Raw genomic sequence first — 18,014 nt, 5'->3', positions numbered from 1 at the left:
TTCAAGGTAATCCATCATGCTGATCAATTGCGCCGCCTATCAGGACGGCAGAAAGCTGGCCGATATCGACATCGATAGCATCAGCGACTACGTAGCGCGGCCCGAGTGTTTCGTCTGGGTCGCGCTGAAAGACCCGGAGCCGGCCGAACTGGCCGTGATGAAGCAGGAGTTCAACCTCCACGAACTCGCAATCGAAGACGCGCAGAACGGTCACCAGAGCCCCAAGATCGAGGAGTACGGCGAGTCGCTGTTCGCCGTCATGCACACCGTCGAAATGGACGAGGAGGGCGAACTGCTGATCGGCGAAGTCGACGTGTTCGTCGGCAAAAACTATGTGCTCTCCGTGCGCCGCGGCTCGCGTGCCGGTTTTCAGAACGTGCGCGCCCGCTGCGAGCGCGAGCCGCAACTGCTCAAGGAAGGTTCCGCGTTCGTGCTGTACGCGCTGGCCGACGACATCGTCGATCGTTACTTCCCGATCATCGAAGCGCTGAACACGGAGATCGAAGCGCTCGAAGACCGCATTTTCGAGCGCAACAATTCGGCGGCGTCGCGTGAAATCATTCAGGAGCTGTATTCGCTCAAACGCCGCCTCGTGATCCTGCAACACCATATCGCGCCGTTGCAGGAAGCGATCAGCAAGCTGACCGGCGGACGCATTCCGAGCATTTGCGAAGGCATGCAGGCGTACTTTCGCGACGTCTACGATCACCTCGAACGGATCGTCAAGATCATCGACGGCCGCCGTGAACTCGTCGTCACCGCCGTGCAGGTCAATCTGGGCATGATCTCGCTGGCCGAGAGCGAGGTGACCAAGCGGCTCGGTTCGTTCGCGGCGCTGTTCGCGGTGCCGACCATGATCGCCGGCATCTACGGAATGAATTTCCAGAGCATCCCCGAACTGCACTACAAGTACGGCTATCCGCTGTGTCTGGCCGTGATGTTCGGGGTCGACTGCGTGCTGTACTGGCGGTTCCGCAAGGCGGGCTGGCTGTAACGCGTGCCTCTCGTTGTCCCCGCTTGCACCGCACGCAATAAAAGTCCAGCATAAGCGGCCCGCCGGCTGTCGATCTTGCAGCCGGCGGCAAAACGACTACGCGCGGACCGAGCGAGGGATCCTTGCCACACTCAGCCTGCCGGCGCGCTTACCCGGCGCGCCGGTTCGATTCGATCGACTGCAACGCACCGCCGCGCATGCGGCAACCCGGTGCGTTGCAACACCGTGAATCGTTGACATTCCGGAAAGACTACGCTGAGAATAGGCCTCGCAAACGTTTGCGCATTGCTAAAAATACGGCTCCTGTTAGAGCCCGACAACCCTGGAGATGTGCATGAACCAACGCATTCGCCGCCGCCTGTTGACGGCCGCCGTCCTCGTCACCGCTACCGCGGGCTTGCCGCTGTCGTCCGCGTACGCGCAGAGCGCGCCCGCGCACAAGCCGAGAGTCGCGCTGGTGATGAAGTCGCTCGCCAACGAGTTTTTCCTGACCATGGAAAACGGCGCGAAGGACTATCAGAAACACAACCCGTCCCAGTTCGACCTGATCACCAACGGTATCAAGGACGAGACCGATACCGCCAACCAGATCCGCATCGTCGAGCAGATGATCGTCTCGAAGGTCGACGCGATCGTGCTGGCGCCGGCTGATTCGAAAGCGCTGGTGCCGGTCGTCAAGAAGGCGGTGGACGCGGGCATCATCGTCGTGAACATCGACAACCGGCTCGATCCGGACGTGCTCAAGTCGAAGGACCTGAACGTGCCGTTCGTCGGCCCGGATAACCGCAAGGGCGCGCAGAAGGTCGGCGACTACCTGGCGAAGAAACTGAAGGCCGGCGACGAGGTCGGCATTATCGAAGGCGTATCGACCACCACCAATGCGCAACAGCGCACCGCGGGCTTCAAGGACGCGATGCAGACGGTCGGCGCGAAGGTCGTGTCGGTGCAATCGGGTGAATGGGAAATCGACAAGGGCAACGCGGTCGCGTCGGCCATGCTCAATGAATATCCGAACCTGAAGGCACTGCTCGCCGGTAACGACAACATGGCGATCGGCGCAGTCTCGGCGGTGCGCGCGGCCGGCAAGCAAGGCAAGGTGCTGGTGGTCGGCTACGACAACATCGGCGCGATCAAGCCGATGCTGAAAGACGGCCGTGTACTGGCTACGGCGGATCAATACGCCGCCAAGCAGGCCGTGTTCGGTATCGATACCGCGCTGAAGGCGATCAGCGAGCACAAGAAGCAATCGCAGTTGTCCGGCGTGGTGGAAACGCCGTGCGATCTGGTGACGAAGTAAGGGTCACGCCATCAGGCAGTCAGGCAGTCGAGTAATCGAGTAATCAGGTAGTCAACCTTCCGGGCGACATCGCCCGGGAGGCCGTCTCAGCCACGCGAAATCGCGCCGGCGCCGCTGCATGCAGTCTGCATCGCACCAACGCGTGAATTCGCGTCTATTCAATAAACGCTCAAGAAACCTGCCGGGCCGCCGTTAAATCCAGAGGTAAGCGTCATGACGGTGGCTGCGCGGCGGGAGGGGCGCGGCCGTTGGCGCCCGCGCATTCCGCGCATTGGGCCGGCATGACACGTGGCGGCCGGCGTCGGCTTCATGCGAGCGAAATCGCGTGAGGCCGGTCCGGCCGCCATGAACCAGGATTGCAATGGATTCAACCGACCACGACGCCTTGCCTGCCGTACTGTCCGTCAGCGGTATCGGCAAGACCTATGCCGAACCGGTGCTCGCCGATGTCTCGCTGTCGCTGCGCGCCGGTGAGGTATTGGCGCTGACCGGCGAGAACGGCGCGGGCAAGAGTACGCTGTCCAAAATTATCGGCGGGCTCGTGGACCCGACCGCCGGCACGATGCGCCTCGGCGGCGAGCCTTACGCGCCGTCGAGCCGCACCGACGCCGAGCGGCTCGGCGTGCGCATGGTGATGCAGGAGTTGAATCTGCTGCCGACCTTGTCGGTGGCCGAAAACCTGTTCCTGAACCGCTTGCCGCGCGCGGGTGCGTTCAGTTTCGGCTGGATCGACGGCCGCAAGCTGCGTGACGATGCGCGCATGGCGATGGCGCAGGTCGGGCTGGATGCGATCGACCCGGACACGCTGGTCGGCGAACTCGGCATCGGTCATCAGCAGATGGTGGAAATCGCGCGCAATCTGATCGACGACTGCCGCGTGCTGATCCTCGACGAGCCGACCGCGATGCTGACCGCGCGCGAAGTCGATCTGCTGTTCGAACAGATCGACCGTCTCAAGGCGCGCGGCGTGGCGCTGGTCTACATCTCGCACCGGCTCGAAGAGCTGGCGCGGGTCGCGGAACAGATCGCGGTGTTGCGCGACGGCCGGCTGGTGCATGTCGACGCGATGGCCAACCTCACGAGCGACCAGATCGTCACGTGGATGGTGGGTCGCGAACTCGGCGAGCGGATCGATCTGGGCGTGCGCAACATCGGCGCGCCGTTGCTGAAAGTGGACCGGCTCGCGCGCGGCAAGGTGGTGCGCGACGTGTCGTTCGAGGTACGCGCGGGTGAGATTTTCGGCATCAGCGGTCTGATCGGCGCGGGGCGCACCGAGCTGATGCGGCTGATCTACGGCGCCGATCAGAAAGACAGCGGCAGCGTGGCGCTGGCGGCGACGCCGGGCGCCGTGCCCACGCCGGTGCGGATCGATTCGCCGTCGGACGCGGTGCGCGCGGGGATCGCGCTGATCACCGAAGACCGCAAGGGCGAAGGCCTGCTGTTGCCGCAGCCGATCGCGGCCAATGTTTCGCTCGGCAACATCGGCAGCGTGGCGCGGCATGGCGTGGTCGACGCGAAGCGCGAGAACGCGCTCGCGCAGAGGCAGATCGACGCGATGCGGATTCGCAGCTCGGGCCCGGCGCAGATTGTCGGCGAGCTGTCGGGCGGCAATCAGCAGAAGGTCGTGATCGGCCGCTGGCTGGCGCGCGATTGCCGCGTGCTGTTATTCGACGAACCCACGCGCGGCATCGACGTCGGCGCGAAGTTCGATATTTATGGCTTGATGGGCGCGCTGGCGCGGGAAGGGCGCGCGCTCGTCGTGGTGTCGAGCGACCTGCGTGAGCTGATGCTGATCTGCGACCGGATCGGCGTGATGTCCGCGGGCAGCATGACGGGGGTGTTCGAGCGCGATAGCTGGTCGCAGGATGCGTTGCTGGCCGCGGCATTTGCCGGCTACCGCAGCCGCGAAGCGTTGCTGCACGCCCCCGATACCCACCAGGCAGGGAGTGGCTCATGAACGATCAATCGTTGCCGGACAAGAAGGGCGGCGGCCAGCAAGGCAGCCAGGGCACGGCGAACGTGACGCCGCCGGCCGATCCGTCGGCGCCGCTCGCGAGCGGCAAACCGGCCGGTACGCGGCTGGGCCTGTCGAACTATCTGGGTCTGGCCGGCGCGTTGCTGGCCATGATTGCGCTGTTTTCCGTACTGAGTTCGCACTTCTTCACGTACGACACCTTCAGCACGATCGCCAACCAGATTCCGGATCTGGTGGTGATGTCGGTGGGCATGACCTTCGTGCTGATCATCGCCGGGATCGATCTGTCGGTCGGCTCGGTGCTGGCGCTGGGCGCGTCGGTGGTGAGCGTGGCGGCGTTGAAGTGGGGCTGGGGGCCGTTTCCGTCGGCGTTGCTCGGCGTGGCCGCGGCCGCGCTGACCGGCACGATCACCGGCGCGGTGACGGTGGGCTGGCGGATTCCGTCGTTCATCGTGTCGCTCGGTGTGCTCGAAGCAGCGCGCGGCATGGCGTACCAGATGACGAACTCGCGCACCGCGTATATCGGCGACGCGTTCGATTTTCTGTCGAACCCGATCGCGCTCGGCATTTCGCCGGCCTTCCTGATCGCGGTGGCGGTGATGATCGTCGCGCAACTGGTGCTCACGCGCACGGTGTTCGGCCGCTATCTGGTCGGCATCGGCACGAATGAGGAAGCGGTGCGGCTCGCGGGCGTCAATCCGCGGCCCTACAAGGTCATCGTGTTCGCGCTGATGGGCGCGCTCGCGGGGCTCGCCGCGCTGTTCCAGATTTCGCGTCTGGAAGCGGCCGACCCGAACGCGGGCGTCGGCGTGGAGTTGCAGGTGATCGCGGCGGTGGTGATCGGCGGCACGAGTTTGATGGGCGGACGCGGCTCGGTGATCAGCACCTTTTTCGGCGTGTTGATCATTTCGGTGCTGGCGGCCGGTCTCGCGCAGATCGGCGCGAACGAGCCGACCAAGCGGATGATCACCGGCGCGGTGATCGTGGTGGCGGTGGTGCTGGATACCTACCGCAGCCGCCGCAAGCGGGCGTGAATTGCAGGAGTCGGATGGGCTGACGCTGCGGCGTGAGCCGGACAGCCGATGTGTCATGAGCGGTCAGGCAGCGGTTTTCATAGGTTGGGTCGGTCTTCGATGAGGACGTCCGGTGGGCCGCGAGGCGGCGTGGACGGCGGGAACGACCGCGGGAACTACAGGCAGGAGAGCAACAGGTTATGGCGACGATCAAGGATGTAGCGGCTGTGGCGGGCGTGTCTTTCACGACGGTATCGCACGTGGTGAACAACTCGCGCCCGGTGTCGGCCGACGTGCGCGCGAAGGTCGAACACGCGATCCGTCAGCTTCACTATGTTCCGTCGGCCGTGGCCCGTTCGCTGAAGGCGCGCGCCACGGCGACGATCGGACTGGTGGTGCCGAACAGCACGAACCCATATTTCGCGGAAATGGCCCGCGGTATCGAAGACGGTTGCTCGCGCAACGGCTACTGCCTGTTCTTCTGCAATTCCGACGACGATCCGGCCAAGCAGCGTAACTATCTGCGCGTGCTGCAGGAGAAGCGCATCGACGGGCTGATCGTCGCGTCGGCCGGCGACGACGCCGTGCTCGCGCAGACGCTAGCCGACTCGCACGAGCCGCTGGTGATCGTGGACCGCAATATCGAAGGTCTGAACGCCGATCTGGTGCAGATCGACCATGAGAAGGGCGCGTATCTGGCCACCCGTCATTTGCTGGAACTGGGGCACGTGCGGATCGGTTGTATCACCGGGCCGGTGCAGACGGCCGTCAGCGCGATGCGGGTGCACGGCTTCATCCGCGCGATGACGGAGCGGGGCATCGAAATTCCGCCCGATGCGATCGTCGAGAGCGATTTTTCGGGCACCGGCGGTCATCGCGCGGCTGGGCAACTGTTCGATACCGTCCGGCCGTCGGCGATTTTCGCGGGTAACGACATGATGGGCATCGGCGCGTTGCGCGCCGCGGCGGAGCGCAATATCAGCGTGCCGCGCGATTGCTCGATCATCGGCTTCGACGATATCGAGTTGGGACGTTTCACCTACCCGGCGCTGTCGACGGTCGGGCAGTCGGTGCGCGCGCTCGGCGATATGGCCGCGCAGACGCTGATCGAACGCATTGCCGGGACCTCGGCGGGCAATCCGCGCGCGCCGGGCCGCCGGCGCGTGGTGTCGCCACGGCTGATCGTGCGCGAATCCACGGCGACGTGGGCCGGCGCGGCCACGCGCGATCTGGCGGCCTGAGGCTGAGCCGGCGTTAGCGTCGGCATTGGCGATAGCGCCACTTCAGGCATCGGAGCGAGGGCGGCGTCAGCCGCTCAACCTTCACCGCACGCTCAAAACCCGCCTATTTCTCCACAGCGACACACCTTCACGTGTTCTGCATTCCCTCCGTCACGCCGTGACACGCTGGCCGCTGTCAGCTTCTTGTAATTCCTTCCAATTCCTTTCATCTGCTTTCTTCATACTATATAAATCCTTCAAGTATGCAGTCGGAATGCCGTAAACGGGACTATTAGAGCGCTCTCTCAATAAGCGCCACACGCAGACGCCACACGCTACCCCGCGCTGCGTACGCAGCCTCTCATTTCGTCTAAGTACAGGATTAAGCATGTTGAACAAAGGCATCACGATCAAGGCGCGGATTGGCCTTACGATGGCTTTTCTCGCCGCGCTGCTGGTTGCCATCGGTGTTTTCGGTCTGTTCGGCATGAGCCGTTCGAACGACGCCTACAAGGACACCTTCACTAACGCCATGCCGAGCGCCGTCGATATCGGCAACGCCGAGCTGTTCGCGGCGCGTGAACGCCTCGCGCTCGATCGCGCCGCGTTCATGATCGGCACGCCCGACGCGGCGCCGACGCTGGAGCGGGCGCGCTCGATGCGCGCCACGTCCGACATGTGGTGGAAAAAGTATATGGACCTGCCGCGCGACCCCGACGAAGACCGGCTCGCGCAGGACGTGGTCAGCAAGCGCGATACGCTGCACCAGACCATGGACGGCTTCTCGGCGACGATCGCCGCGAGCGACCAGCCGAAGGTCGTGGCCAACGCCCAGCGCCTGCAGGCGACCTACAACGACCTCGCCAACGCCGACGACGCGCTGCGCAAATACCAGTTCACGTCGGCGAAGGCCGGTTACGACTCCGCGCAGGGCAGCTTCGAAACGTTCCGCCTCGTCAGCATCGGCGCGTTGCTGCTCGGCGTGGTCGCCGCCGCGTTCTCCTACCTGACGCTCAGCCGCGCGATCGCCCGGCCGCTCGGCGAAGCGCTCGGCCACTTCGACGCGATCGCCGGCGGCGATCTGCGCCGCCCGGTGATCGTCACGTCGCGTGATGAGATGGGGCAGTTGCTCGAAGGCATCGCGAAGATGCAGCGCAGCCTCACCGAAACGGTGCGTACGGTGCGCAGCGGCAGCGAATCGATCGCGACCGCCACTCGCCAGATCGCGGCCGGCAATATCGACCTGTCGTCGCGGACCGAAGAACAGGCCTCGGCGCTGCAGGAAACCGCGTCGAGCATGGAACAGCTGACCGGCACGGTCAAACAGAACGCCGACAACGCGCGCCAGGCGAGTTCGCTCGCGGCCAATGCGTCGGAGATCGCCAACAAGGGCAGCGCGGTGGTCGGCCAGGTGGTCGGCACGATGGGCGATATCAATCAGAGTTCGGCGAAGATTGCCGACATCATCTCGATCATCGAAGGGATCGCGTTCCAGACCAACATCCTGGCCCTGAATGCGGCCGTGGAAGCGGCGCGGGCCGGCGAAGAAGGGCGCGGCTTCGCGGTCGTGGCAGGCGAAGTGCGCAGCCTCGCGCAGCGCTCGTCGGCGGCGGCGAAGGAAATCAAGGAACTGATCGACACCTCGGTAGAGCGTGTGCAGTCGGGCTCGGCGCTGGTGGACGAAGCCGGCCGCACGATGACCGAGATCATCAGTGCGGTGCAGCGCGTGACCGACATCATGGGCGAGATCGCCGCGGCGTCGGAAGAGCAGAGCAGCGGCATCGACCAGGTAGCGCGCGCCGTCACGCAGATGGACGAAGTGACGCAGCAGAATGCCGCGCTGGTGGAAGAGGCGGCGGCCGCCGCGTCGTCGCTCGAAGATCAGGCCGGCAAGCTGCGCACCGCCGTATCGGTGTTCCAGGTCGACGAAGGCGGTTACAAGGCGCCGGTCAGCGCGCCGAAGCGGATGAGTGCGCCGGTGCGCTCGACGGCGGCGCGCAAGACGTCGCGTCCGGCGGCTGCGTCGCATTCGACGTCGCATTCGACGTCACAGTCCGCCGCGCCGGCCGCTGCCCAGCAGCCCGCGCATGCGGCGCCGCAAGCCGCTACCGCACCCAAAGCGCCCGCCGCGGCACCCGCGCGCGCGCCCGCCAAGGCGATGACGACGGCCAGCGCCGGCAGCGACCAGGATTGGGAAACCTTCTGATCCGGCTCGATCCGGCGCGCTGCAACATTCATTCCCGGCGGCGCGTCAGATCGAAGCGTAGCGTCGCGGATGATCGCCACCCGTTGACACCAAAACCGCGATTGCGCCTGCAGTCGCGGTTTTTTTCATGATGGGCGCATCAAATCAGGTCCGCGATCGCGAACCTGATGGCTACCCGACTGCGACACGATCACAACCCGACTGCAACCTGCACCCTGGCGGACGCCATGATCCGGTACATTGACGGGCGGGCTCGGCCACGAACTGCACCGCGCCGCGCGTTAGCGTCGCCGCGAATCGTCAGCCGAAGTCAAACCGAACGGCACGCGCGCCGCTGGCCTCTGCCGCAGCGCCCGGCCTCCACTCAACCGCATGCCGCCGTCAACCGCTTAACGAACCGCTCAACGCGCCAGCCCTAAAGGACCGACATGACGCAATACGATCTTGCGCAACGCCTCGTCGAAGCACGCCGGCAGCATCGGCTGATCGAAGCGCCCGCACCCGACAGCCTGCCGCCCGACGCGGCCACCGCGTATGGGATCCAGCAGGCGGTTATCGCGGGCCTCGGCGACGTGACCGGCGCCTGGAAGATCGGCGCGAGAGCGCCGGGCGGCCCCGGCGCGGGCGCGCCGATTCCGGCTGCGCTGGTGCTGCCGTCGCCGGCGCGGGCCGCGCATGGCGCTTTCTTCCGCGTGCTGGTGGAACTGGAGATCGCGTTCCGTTTCGCCGAAGCGATCGAACCGCGCGGCCGCGCCTATGCGCGCGACGAAGTGCTGTCGAAAGTCGGCGTCGTGCTGCCCGCCATCGAGATCGTCGATAGCCGCTTCGCGGAATGGCCGAATGTCGCACCGCTCGCACAACTGGCCGACGCGCAGAACAACGGCGCGCTGATCACCGGTCACGCGGTGGCCTATGCGGGCCTCGCGCGCGGCTTCGATTTCGTTTCGCCTGAACTGGCACTGAGCTTCAACGGCAACTCGCTGTTGCCGAAGGCCACCGGTAACCCGGCCGGCGACCCGCGCGAACTGCTGGTGTGGTTCATCAACCACTGCGCCGCAATGGGCATCACCATCGAGCCTGAATGGACGATCACGACGGGCTCGTACGTCGGCGGCATCAGGCTGGCCGAACCGGGACTCGTGCGCGGTTACATCGACGGCCTCGGAGAGGTGGAGATTGAACTGACCTGAGCATGCCGCGGGTTTCCGCTCGTTGCGGTGACCTTTCACCCTGGCTTGTCATGGGGCAGCGGCGCTTGTCACATTCGCCCGTCACCTTTCCCTCTTCATGACCGCGCTTCAAACAAACGGCTGCCCACGGGCGGCCGTTTTACATTTGTCGCATCTGTCGCGGCGGCTTTGCCGTATACACCTATGAAAGCCGTTGGCCGCGTCGCCGTCATCCAGTTATAGAGGCATCGAGGCAGGGCAGCGGCTAACCCTGTTGACGACACGGTTAATACGAAACATGCAATGGACCGCGCGCAAAACATGCATGACGCGCGCGACGACCATGGCGTGTTTGTCATGTAACACGGAAAGCGCGGAACAAAATGGGCCGCACGGTGACGAACAGCCTGACGACACGACCTGGTGTTCAATCGCGCTATCGACCGGAATGGCAAATGAACATGTAACAGGCAGCGCGCGTTGTAGTCGGAATGCCGATGTCGCGCGTTGTGGAAAAGAGGCGGATCAAGTTCGAGCGACGTGTCGAAAACGCGCATGCGGTCCACGCTTTCAGCAACAAAGTGTGCGCATGCAGACAGGGCGTCCGATATCGCAGTGCGATCGTTCGATGTAACGGGACGAGCGGCGCAATGGCACGTTGTACGCGCACTGAGCAGCAGTGCCAGGTGAGCGGTGTGACACCAGCCGGACAGTGTGAACGTTGACGGCCAGGTCGCGAACCAGGTTGCGATTCAGGCCGTAAAACAGGCAGCAAGCGTGCGCATCGATTGCTACGATGTGAGCGCAAGATTGTAGGTGGTGGAAAGTGTGTTTCCAAGTGAGGAATGTCGGGAGGCGAATGCGGCGCGATTTTCGCAACGTAGTTCGTGAAAAAAAATTTAAAAGGGTTTAGGATGAATTCGAGCGATGTCGTTTCCGAATAGCGCGCCGCGCACGACATCGGTCTAGACTTCGGCGAGGAGGTAGCATGGATATCTACAGCAGTTTCGCGACCCGCTTCGAAAAAACGCGAGAAGATGAACTCTCGCTCGAGGAGTATCTCGCGCTCTGCAAAGACAATCCCGCCGCGTACGCCACTGCTGGCGAACGCATGTTGACGGCAATCGGGGAACCGGAACAGATTGACACTCGCAACGATCCGCGCACGTCGCGTATCTTCGCGAACAAGGTCATCAAGGTATACCCCGCGTTCCGTGAGTTCTACGGAATGGAGGACGTGATCGAGCAGGTGGTCGCGTACTTCCGGCACTCGGCCCAGGGGCTCGAGGAAAGGAAACAGATTCTGTATCTGTTGGGCCCGGTCGGCGGTGGTAAATCGTCGATCGCGGAGCGTTTGAAGCAGCTCATGGAGCGCGTGCCTTTTTACTCGATCAAGGGTTCGCCCGTCAACGAGTCGCCGCTCGGGTTGTTCGATTACGACGAGGACGGTCCGATCCTCGAAGAGCAGTTCGGCATTCCACGCCGCTACCTGAAAAGCATTCTGAGTCCGTGGGCGGTGAAGCGCCTGCACGAATACAACGGCGACATCCGCAAGTTCAAGGTGGTGCGCCGCTACCCGTCGATCCTTCGCCAGATCGGTATCGCCAAGACCGAGCCGGGCGACGAAAACAACCAGGACATTTCGTCGCTGGTCGGCAAGGTCGACATCCGCAAGCTCGAACAGTACGCACAAGACGACGCGGACGCGTACAGCTACTCCGGTGGCCTGTGTCTCGCCAATCAGGGGCTACTCGAGTTCGTCGAAATGTTCAAGGCGCCGATCAAGGTCCTGCACCCGTTGCTGACCGCCACCCAGGAAGGCAACTTCAAGGGCACGGAAGGGTTCGGTGCGATTCCGTTCGACGGCGTGATCCTCGCGCACTCGAACGAGTCGGAATGGAAGGCGTTCCGCAACAACCGCAACAACGAAGCACTGCTTGACCGGATCTTCGTCGTGAAGGTGCCGTACTGCCTGCGCTACGGTGAAGAGGTCAAGATCTACGAGAAGCTGCTGCGCAATTCGTCGCTGGCGAATGCGGTCTGCGCACCGGGCACGCTGAAGATGATGGCGCAGATGTCGGTGCTCACGCGCCTGCAGGAGCCGGAGAATTCGAGCCTGTTCTCGAAGATGCAGGTGTATGACGGCGAGAACCTGAAGGACACCGATCCGAAGGCCAAATCGTACCAGGAGTACCGCGATTTCGCGGGCGTGGACGAAGGCATGACCGGTGTGTCGACCCGCTTCGCGTTCAAGATCATGTCGCGGGTGTTCAACTTCGATTCGACCGAGGTCGCGGCCAATCCGGTGCATCTGATGTACGTGCTCGAACAGCAGATCGAACGCGAGCAGTTCCCGCCGGAAACCGAACAGAAGTATCTGTCGTTCATTAAAGACGTGCTCGCGTCGCGCTATGCCGAGTTCATCGGCAAGGAGATTCAGACCGCTTACCTGGAGTCGTATTCCGAGTATGGTCAGAACATCTTCGATCGCTATGTGACGTACGCGGACTTCTGGATTCAGGATCAGGAATTCCGCGACCACGACACCGGCGAGAGCTTCGACCGCGCGGCGTTGAACGCTGAGCTGGAGAAGATCGAGAAACCCGCGGGCATCAGCAACCCGAAGGACTTCCGCAACGAGATCGTGAACTTCGTGCTGCGTGCGCGTGCTGCGAATGCGGGGAAGAATCCCGCGTGGATCAGCTACGAGAAGCTGCGCGTCGTGATCGAAAAGAAGATGTTCTCGAACACGGAAGAGTTGTTGCCGGTGATCTCGTTCAACGCCAAGGGTTCGGCGGAAGAGCAACGCAAGCACGAAGACTTCGTCAATCGCATGGTGACGAAGGGCTATACGCCGAAGCAGGTGCGCTTGCTGTGTGACTGGTATCTGCGCGTGCGCAAGTCGTCATGAAATGCACCGCGTGCCGCCCGCGTGGTCCGACCGCGCGGGCACCCTGCGAGGCGCAAGCTGCATGGACATAGCGTTGCATCAGGCAGCGTGCGTCTCGCGCACCGGAAATTAGTGCGGCGTGTGTGGGTAAGTCATTGGCACCAGGCGCCAATGCCGGCCGACATGCTCTGCATGGGGTCCAGGTCAACGCTAAAGCGCTAACCTGGACCGACAAGGGAGACCGGGCGTGCTTCATCAAATTATCGACCGCAGGTTAGCTGGCAAAAACAAGAGCATTGCGAATCGCGAGCGGTTTTTGCGTCGCGTCAAGAACTACATTCGTCGCGCCGTTTCGGAAGCGGTGCGCGACCGCAGCATCAAAGACATCCAGAACACCCAGAGCATCACGATCCCGCGCAAGGACATTGCGGAGCCGTCGTTCCGTCATGGTCCTGGCGGCAAGCGGGAGATGGTGCACCCGGGTAACGCCGACTACATTCGCGGCGACAAGATCCAGCGCCCGCAGGGCGGCGGCGGTGGAGGCGGCGGCAATCAGGCCAGCAACGAAGGCGACGGGCAGGACGACTTCGTGTTCGAGCTGAGCCGCGAAGAATTCATGCAGTATTTCTTCGACGATCTCGAACTGCCGCGACTCGTCAAAACTCATCTGATGGCTGTGCCGACGTGGAAAAGCATCCGCGCGGGTTGGGCCGCGGAAGGCACGCCGAACAACATCGACGTGGTCCGTTCGCTGCGCAGCGCGCTCGGCCGCCGCATCGCGCTCGGCGCGCCGCTCGTCAACCAGTTGCACGAGATGGAACGGCAACTGGACGTCATGAAGGCCGACCCCGACGACCGCCGCGACGAGATCAAACTGCTCGAAGAGGAAATCCACCATTTGCGCGGGCGCATCTGGCGGATTCCGTTTATCGATCCGTTCGATCTGCGCTATGTGAATCGCGTGAAGCAGCCCACGCCGTCCAGCCAAGCCGTGATGTTCTGTCTGATGGATGTGTCCGGCTCGATGGACGAGCAGCGCAAGGACCTCGCCAAGCGCTTTTTCATTCTGCTGTATCTGTTCCTCAAGCGGAACTACGAGAAGATCGAAGTCGTGTTCATTCGCCACCACACGCGCGCCGAAGAGGTCGACGAAGACACGTTCTTCCATTCGACCGAAAGCGGCGGCACGGTGGTGTCGAGCGCGCTGGAGCTGATGCAGAAGGTGATGGACGAGCGCTACTCGCCGACTGAATGGAATATTTACGGCGCCCAGGCGTCGGACGGCGACAACTGGACCGACGACTCGCCGAAGTGCCGCAAGATACTGTCGGATGACATCCTGGAGAAGGTGCGCTATTTTGCGTATATTCAGGTGACGCCCGAAGAGCAGAATCTGTGGCTCGAATATGCGCAACTGGCGTTAAGCCAACCGCATATGGCGATGAAGAAGGTCGAAACCGCGGCTGATATCTATCCGGTGTTTCGTGAGCTGTTTGAAAAGCAGGTTGCGTCGTCGTGACGTCGAAGCGCCTGCACAACGAAGCGCGCGGCGATCAGCCGGCGCGCGGGAAAGGCGTGCCGCAGCAGCAATCGTCGGGGCATGCCGAGGCAGCAGCGCAGCCGCCGGGCTCCGCTACTGCCGGAGCAGCAGTCGATACCGCTGCAGCACGGGGACACACCGGAACGCCCACTGAGGGGCAAAGGGAAGTCCGTATGAACGTAGCCGATAGAAGGCCTCTGCCGTGCCCGTCCGACTGGACCTTCGAATTGATCGAAGAGTACGACTCGCATATTGCCCGTGTTGCAGAGCAATATGAACTCGACGTGTATCCGATCCAGCTCGAACTCATCAGCGCCGAACAGATGATGGACGCGTACGCGTCCGTCGGGATGCCGGTGAACTACCGTCACTGGTCGTTCGGCAAACACTTTCTCTCCACCGAAAAAAGCTACCGTCGCGGGCAGATGGGGCTGGCGTACGAGATCGTCATCAATTCGAACCCTTGCATCGCGTATCTGATGGAAGAGAACACGATGACGATGCAGGCGCTCGTTATCGCGCATGCGGCCTACGGGCACAACTCGTTCTTCAAGGGCAACTATCTGTTCAAGCTCTGGACGGATGCGCACGCGATCATCGACTACCTCGTCTACGCGAAGAATTACATCGCCGAGTGCGAGGAGCGTTTCGGGCTCGATCGGGTCGAGGAGTTGCTCGACTCGTGCCACGCGCTGATGAATTACGGCGTGGACCGTTACAAGCGTCCGCAGAAGCTGTCGCTCGAAAAGGAATTCGCGGCGCGGCGCGAACGCGAGGCGTATCTACAGTCGCAGGTGAATGAATTGTGGCGCACCTTGCCGACCCGGCATACGCCGTTGCCGGAGGAAATCGAGGAGCGCTATCCGCCCGAGCCGCAGGAAAACCTGCTGTATTTCGCGGAGAAAAACGCACCGCTGCTGGAGCCGTGGGAGCGGGAAGTGATCCGCATCGTGCGCAAGGTCGGGCAGTATTTCTACCCGCAGCGGCAGACCCAGGTGATGAACGAAGGCTGGGCGACGTTCTGGCACTACACGTTGCTCAACACCATGTACGCGCAGGGCAAGCTGGAAGACGGCTTCATGATGGAGTTTCTCCATTCGCACAGCAATGTGGTCTACCAGCCGCCGGTCACCAAACAGTATTACAGCGGCATCAACCCGTACGCGCTCGGTTTTTCGATGATGAGCGACATTCGGCGGATCTGCGAAGCGCCCACCGAAGAAGACCGCCGCTGGTTTCCGGAGCTGGCGGGCAGTCCGTGGCTGCCGGCCATGCACTACGCGATGCGCAACTTCAAGGACGAGAGTTTCGTCGCGCAGTATCTGTCGCCGCATCTGATCCGGGAAATGCGTTTGTTCTCGGTGCTCGACGACGACATGCGCGATTCGCTCGAAGTCTCGGCGATTCATGACGACAGTGGTTATCAGTATGTGCGTCAGGCGTTGTCGCGGCAGTACGACATGCACCACCGGGAGCCGAATATTCAGGTGTGGGCGGTTAATACGCGCGGCGACCGGAGTCTGACGCTGCGGCACTTCATGAGCGACAACCGGCATCTGTCGGGGGATAGCGAGGAAGTGCTCAAGCACATGGCGCGGCTGTGGCAATTCGATGTCTATCTGGAGAGCGTCGATGAAAACGGCACGGTGCGTAAGCGCTATGAGTGCCGCTATGTGCCGCCGGCGGTGCGGGTGTGAGGGTTTGCGCCTTTGAGTGTTGCTGAAGACAAAGCCAGCTTTCGAGCTGGCTTTGTTTTTTGGAGGGCGACGACTCAGCAGGAACGCTATGCCAGTTACCGGAAACCGGTACTAAGGTACCGGTTTCCGGTAATCCGCATTCGCGATGGCGCGTAGCGTCGCCGCAGGCAGGTATTTCGAACCTGACAAACCCCCATCTCCTCCTTGCATTTCTGTAAAATTCGCGCACGCACGCGATGAGCACCTCGCCACGCGCGTTGTGAAGGCGGCGCTACGACCGCCTCTTCCGCTTACAGACAAGGAAAGACAACAGCATGACCGACCTGACCGACCAAACCGTAGCCTCGGCTCACGACACGCGTCGCCGCATCCTCGCGATCGTTGGCGCTTCATCGGGCAATCTCGTCGAGTGGTTCGACTTTTACGTGTACTCGTTCTGCGCGCTGTATTTCGCGCCGGCGTTCTTCCCGAGCGGCAACACCACCACGCAGTTGCTCAACACGGCGGGTGTGTTCGCCGCAGGCTTCCTGATGCGGCCGATCGGCGGCTGGTTCTTCGGCCGCCTCGCCGACAAGCGTGGTCGCCGCACTGCGATGATGGTCTCGGTGTTCATGATGTGCGGCGGCTCGCTGGTGATCGCCGTGCTGCCCACCTATGCACAGATCGGCGCGCTGGCGCCGGCCTTGCTGCTGGTCGCGCGACTCTTCCAGGGCTTGTCCGTCGGAGGCGAATACGGCACCAGCGCGACCTATATGAGTGAGGTCGCGCTGAAAGGCCGGCGCGGTTTCTTCGCGTCGTTCCAGTACGTCACACTGATCGGCGGCCAGTTGTGCGCGTTGCTGGTGCTGGTGATCCTGCAACAAACCCTGTCCACCGAAGAGCTGAAGGCGTGGGGCTGGCGCGTGCCGTTCGTGATCGGCGCGCTGGCGGCGCTGGTCGCGCTGTACCTGCGCAAGTCGCTCGAGGAAACCACGACGGCCGTCACGCGTCAGCGCAAGGAAGCCGGCACGCTGCGCGGCTTATGGCTGCACAAGGGCGCCTTTATGACGGTGCTCGGCTTCACGGCCGGCGGCTCGCTGATCTTCTATACGTTCACCACGTATATGCAGAAGTACCTGGTCAACACGGCCGGCATGCACGCGAAAACCGCCAGCAATGTGATGACCGCGGCGCTGTTCGTCTACATGCTGATGCAGCCCGCGTTCGGCGCATTGTCGGATCGGATCGGCCGGCGTCGCTCCATGCTGTTCTTCGGCTTCTTCGCGACCATCGGCACGGTGCCGCTGCTGCATGCGCTGAAAGACGTGACGAGCCCGTACGCGGCGTTTGGTCTGGTGGTGGTGGCGCTGGCGATCGTCAGCTTCTATACGTCGATCAGCGGGCTGATCAAGGCCGAGATGTTCCCGCCGGAAGTGCGCGCGCTCGGCGTCGGCTTATCGTACGCGGTGGCCAATGCGATCTTCGGCGGCTCGGCGGAATATGTGGCGCTATGGCTGAAGTCGATCGGCAGCGAGACGACCTTCTTCTGGTACGTCACCGCGTTGTGCGCGATCGCCGGGATTGTTTCGCTGCGCATGCGCGATCCGTCGAAAGAGGGGTATTTGCGCCACGAGCCGTGAAGCGTCACAGGCTTCTACCGCACGACGTTTGATGAGCCGCGTGCTCAGGCCACTACGATATCCGTGCCCAATGCATGCAGCAGATCGCGCAGCGCCTCGGCCTGCGCCATCTTCGCATCGCTGCGTAAATGAATCTGCAGCGCTCGCCCTGCGATGCCATCAACAGGATGGGCGAGCCACAACTCCACGGCGAGCCCCAATCCTTCCGGCTGGTTGACGACGACCGGCTCGATCACACGCGGCTTGAAACAGGCACTATCGGACATGGCGGATCACCTCGGCTGATGATGATGGATCGGGTTCATCGTAATCAACGCGGCATCCCACACCAAGCAACAAATACGCGTTTGCTAAGCAGAGGGATGCTTGGCAGGAAACGCGCTGACCGACATGC

Annotated in this window: 12 protein-coding genes; 11 read left to right on the top strand and 1 reads right to left on the bottom strand. The window is 62.8% G+C overall.

Features of this window, described 5'->3' with window-relative positions:
* Window positions 1-16 precede the first annotated feature (16 nt).
* The 11 genes from corA to FA94_RS00465 all read left to right on the top strand — a co-directional run bounded on the left by corA (window position 17) and on the right by FA94_RS00465 (window position 17,620).
* The gene (gene corA / locus FA94_RS00515) at window positions 17-994 is read left to right on the top strand and encodes a magnesium/cobalt transporter CorA (protein ID WP_035545826.1); all 978 of its coding nucleotides are present in this window, start codon (window positions 17-19) and stop codon (window positions 992-994) included.
* A 334-nt stretch (window positions 995-1,328) separates the two neighbouring features.
* Window positions 1,329-2,291 carry a sugar ABC transporter substrate-binding protein gene (locus FA94_RS00510; protein WP_035545824.1) on the top strand — a complete coding sequence of 321 codons (963 nt, stop codon included), beginning with the start codon at window positions 1,329-1,331 and terminating at the stop codon, window positions 2,289-2,291.
* A 361-nt stretch (window positions 2,292-2,652) separates the two neighbouring features.
* Window positions 2,653-4,248 carry a sugar ABC transporter ATP-binding protein gene (locus FA94_RS00505; RefSeq protein ID WP_035545823.1) on the top strand — a complete coding sequence of 532 codons (1,596 nt, stop codon included), beginning with the start codon at window positions 2,653-2,655 and terminating at the stop codon, window positions 4,246-4,248.
* Window positions 4,245-5,300, top strand: coding sequence for an ABC transporter permease (locus tag FA94_RS00500; protein WP_035545820.1), 1,056 nt, complete (start codon window positions 4,245-4,247; stop codon window positions 5,298-5,300). The genes FA94_RS00505 and FA94_RS00500 overlap by 4 nt, the downstream gene beginning before the upstream one ends.
* 179 nt (window positions 5,301-5,479) lie before the next feature.
* Complete coding sequence (locus FA94_RS00495) at window positions 5,480-6,520, top strand: LacI family DNA-binding transcriptional regulator (RefSeq protein WP_035545817.1); 1,041 nt, start codon at window positions 5,480-5,482, stop codon at window positions 6,518-6,520.
* A 367-nt stretch (window positions 6,521-6,887) separates the two neighbouring features.
* The gene (locus FA94_RS00490) at window positions 6,888-8,705 is read left to right on the top strand and encodes a methyl-accepting chemotaxis protein (RefSeq protein ID WP_035545815.1); all 1,818 of its coding nucleotides are present in this window, start codon (window positions 6,888-6,890) and stop codon (window positions 8,703-8,705) included.
* A 428-nt stretch (window positions 8,706-9,133) separates the two neighbouring features.
* On the top strand, window positions 9,134-9,895 hold the full coding sequence (locus FA94_RS00485; protein ID WP_035545812.1) for a hydratase: 762 nt from the start codon (window positions 9,134-9,136) through the stop codon (window positions 9,893-9,895).
* Window positions 9,896-10,862: 967 nt separating this feature from the next.
* Entirely contained in the window at window positions 10,863-12,785 is a 1,923-nt protein-coding gene (locus FA94_RS00480) for a PrkA family serine protein kinase (RefSeq protein WP_035545810.1), read from the top strand.
* Window positions 12,786-13,011: 226 nt separating this feature from the next.
* A complete protein-coding gene (locus FA94_RS00475; protein ID WP_035545808.1) occupies window positions 13,012-14,283 on the top strand; it encodes a YeaH/YhbH family protein in 1,272 nt (423 codons plus the stop codon).
* Complete coding sequence (locus tag FA94_RS00470) at window positions 14,280-16,001, top strand: SpoVR family protein (protein WP_035545806.1); 1,722 nt, start codon at window positions 14,280-14,282, stop codon at window positions 15,999-16,001. The genes FA94_RS00475 and FA94_RS00470 overlap by 4 nt, the downstream gene beginning before the upstream one ends.
* A 314-nt stretch (window positions 16,002-16,315) precedes the next feature.
* Window positions 16,316-17,620 (top strand): MFS family transporter, encoded by a 1,305-nt coding sequence (locus FA94_RS00465; protein ID WP_035545804.1) that lies wholly within the window; start codon window positions 16,316-16,318, stop codon window positions 17,618-17,620.
* Window positions 17,621-17,664: 44 nt separating this feature from the next.
* Here FA94_RS00465 and FA94_RS00460 read toward each other — a convergent pair whose 3' ends face one another.
* Entirely contained in the window at window positions 17,665-17,886 is a 222-nt protein-coding gene (locus tag FA94_RS00460; RefSeq protein WP_035545800.1) for a hypothetical protein, read from the bottom strand.
* Between the last annotated feature and the right edge of the window lie 128 nt (window positions 17,887-18,014).

This window comes from Burkholderia sp. 9120, assembly GCF_000745015.1.
In the GTDB taxonomy this organism is placed as follows: domain Bacteria; phylum Pseudomonadota; class Gammaproteobacteria; order Burkholderiales; family Burkholderiaceae; genus Paraburkholderia.
Note: the sequence above shows the minus strand (reverse complement) of the source record. Positions and strands in the feature narration are given on the sequence as shown.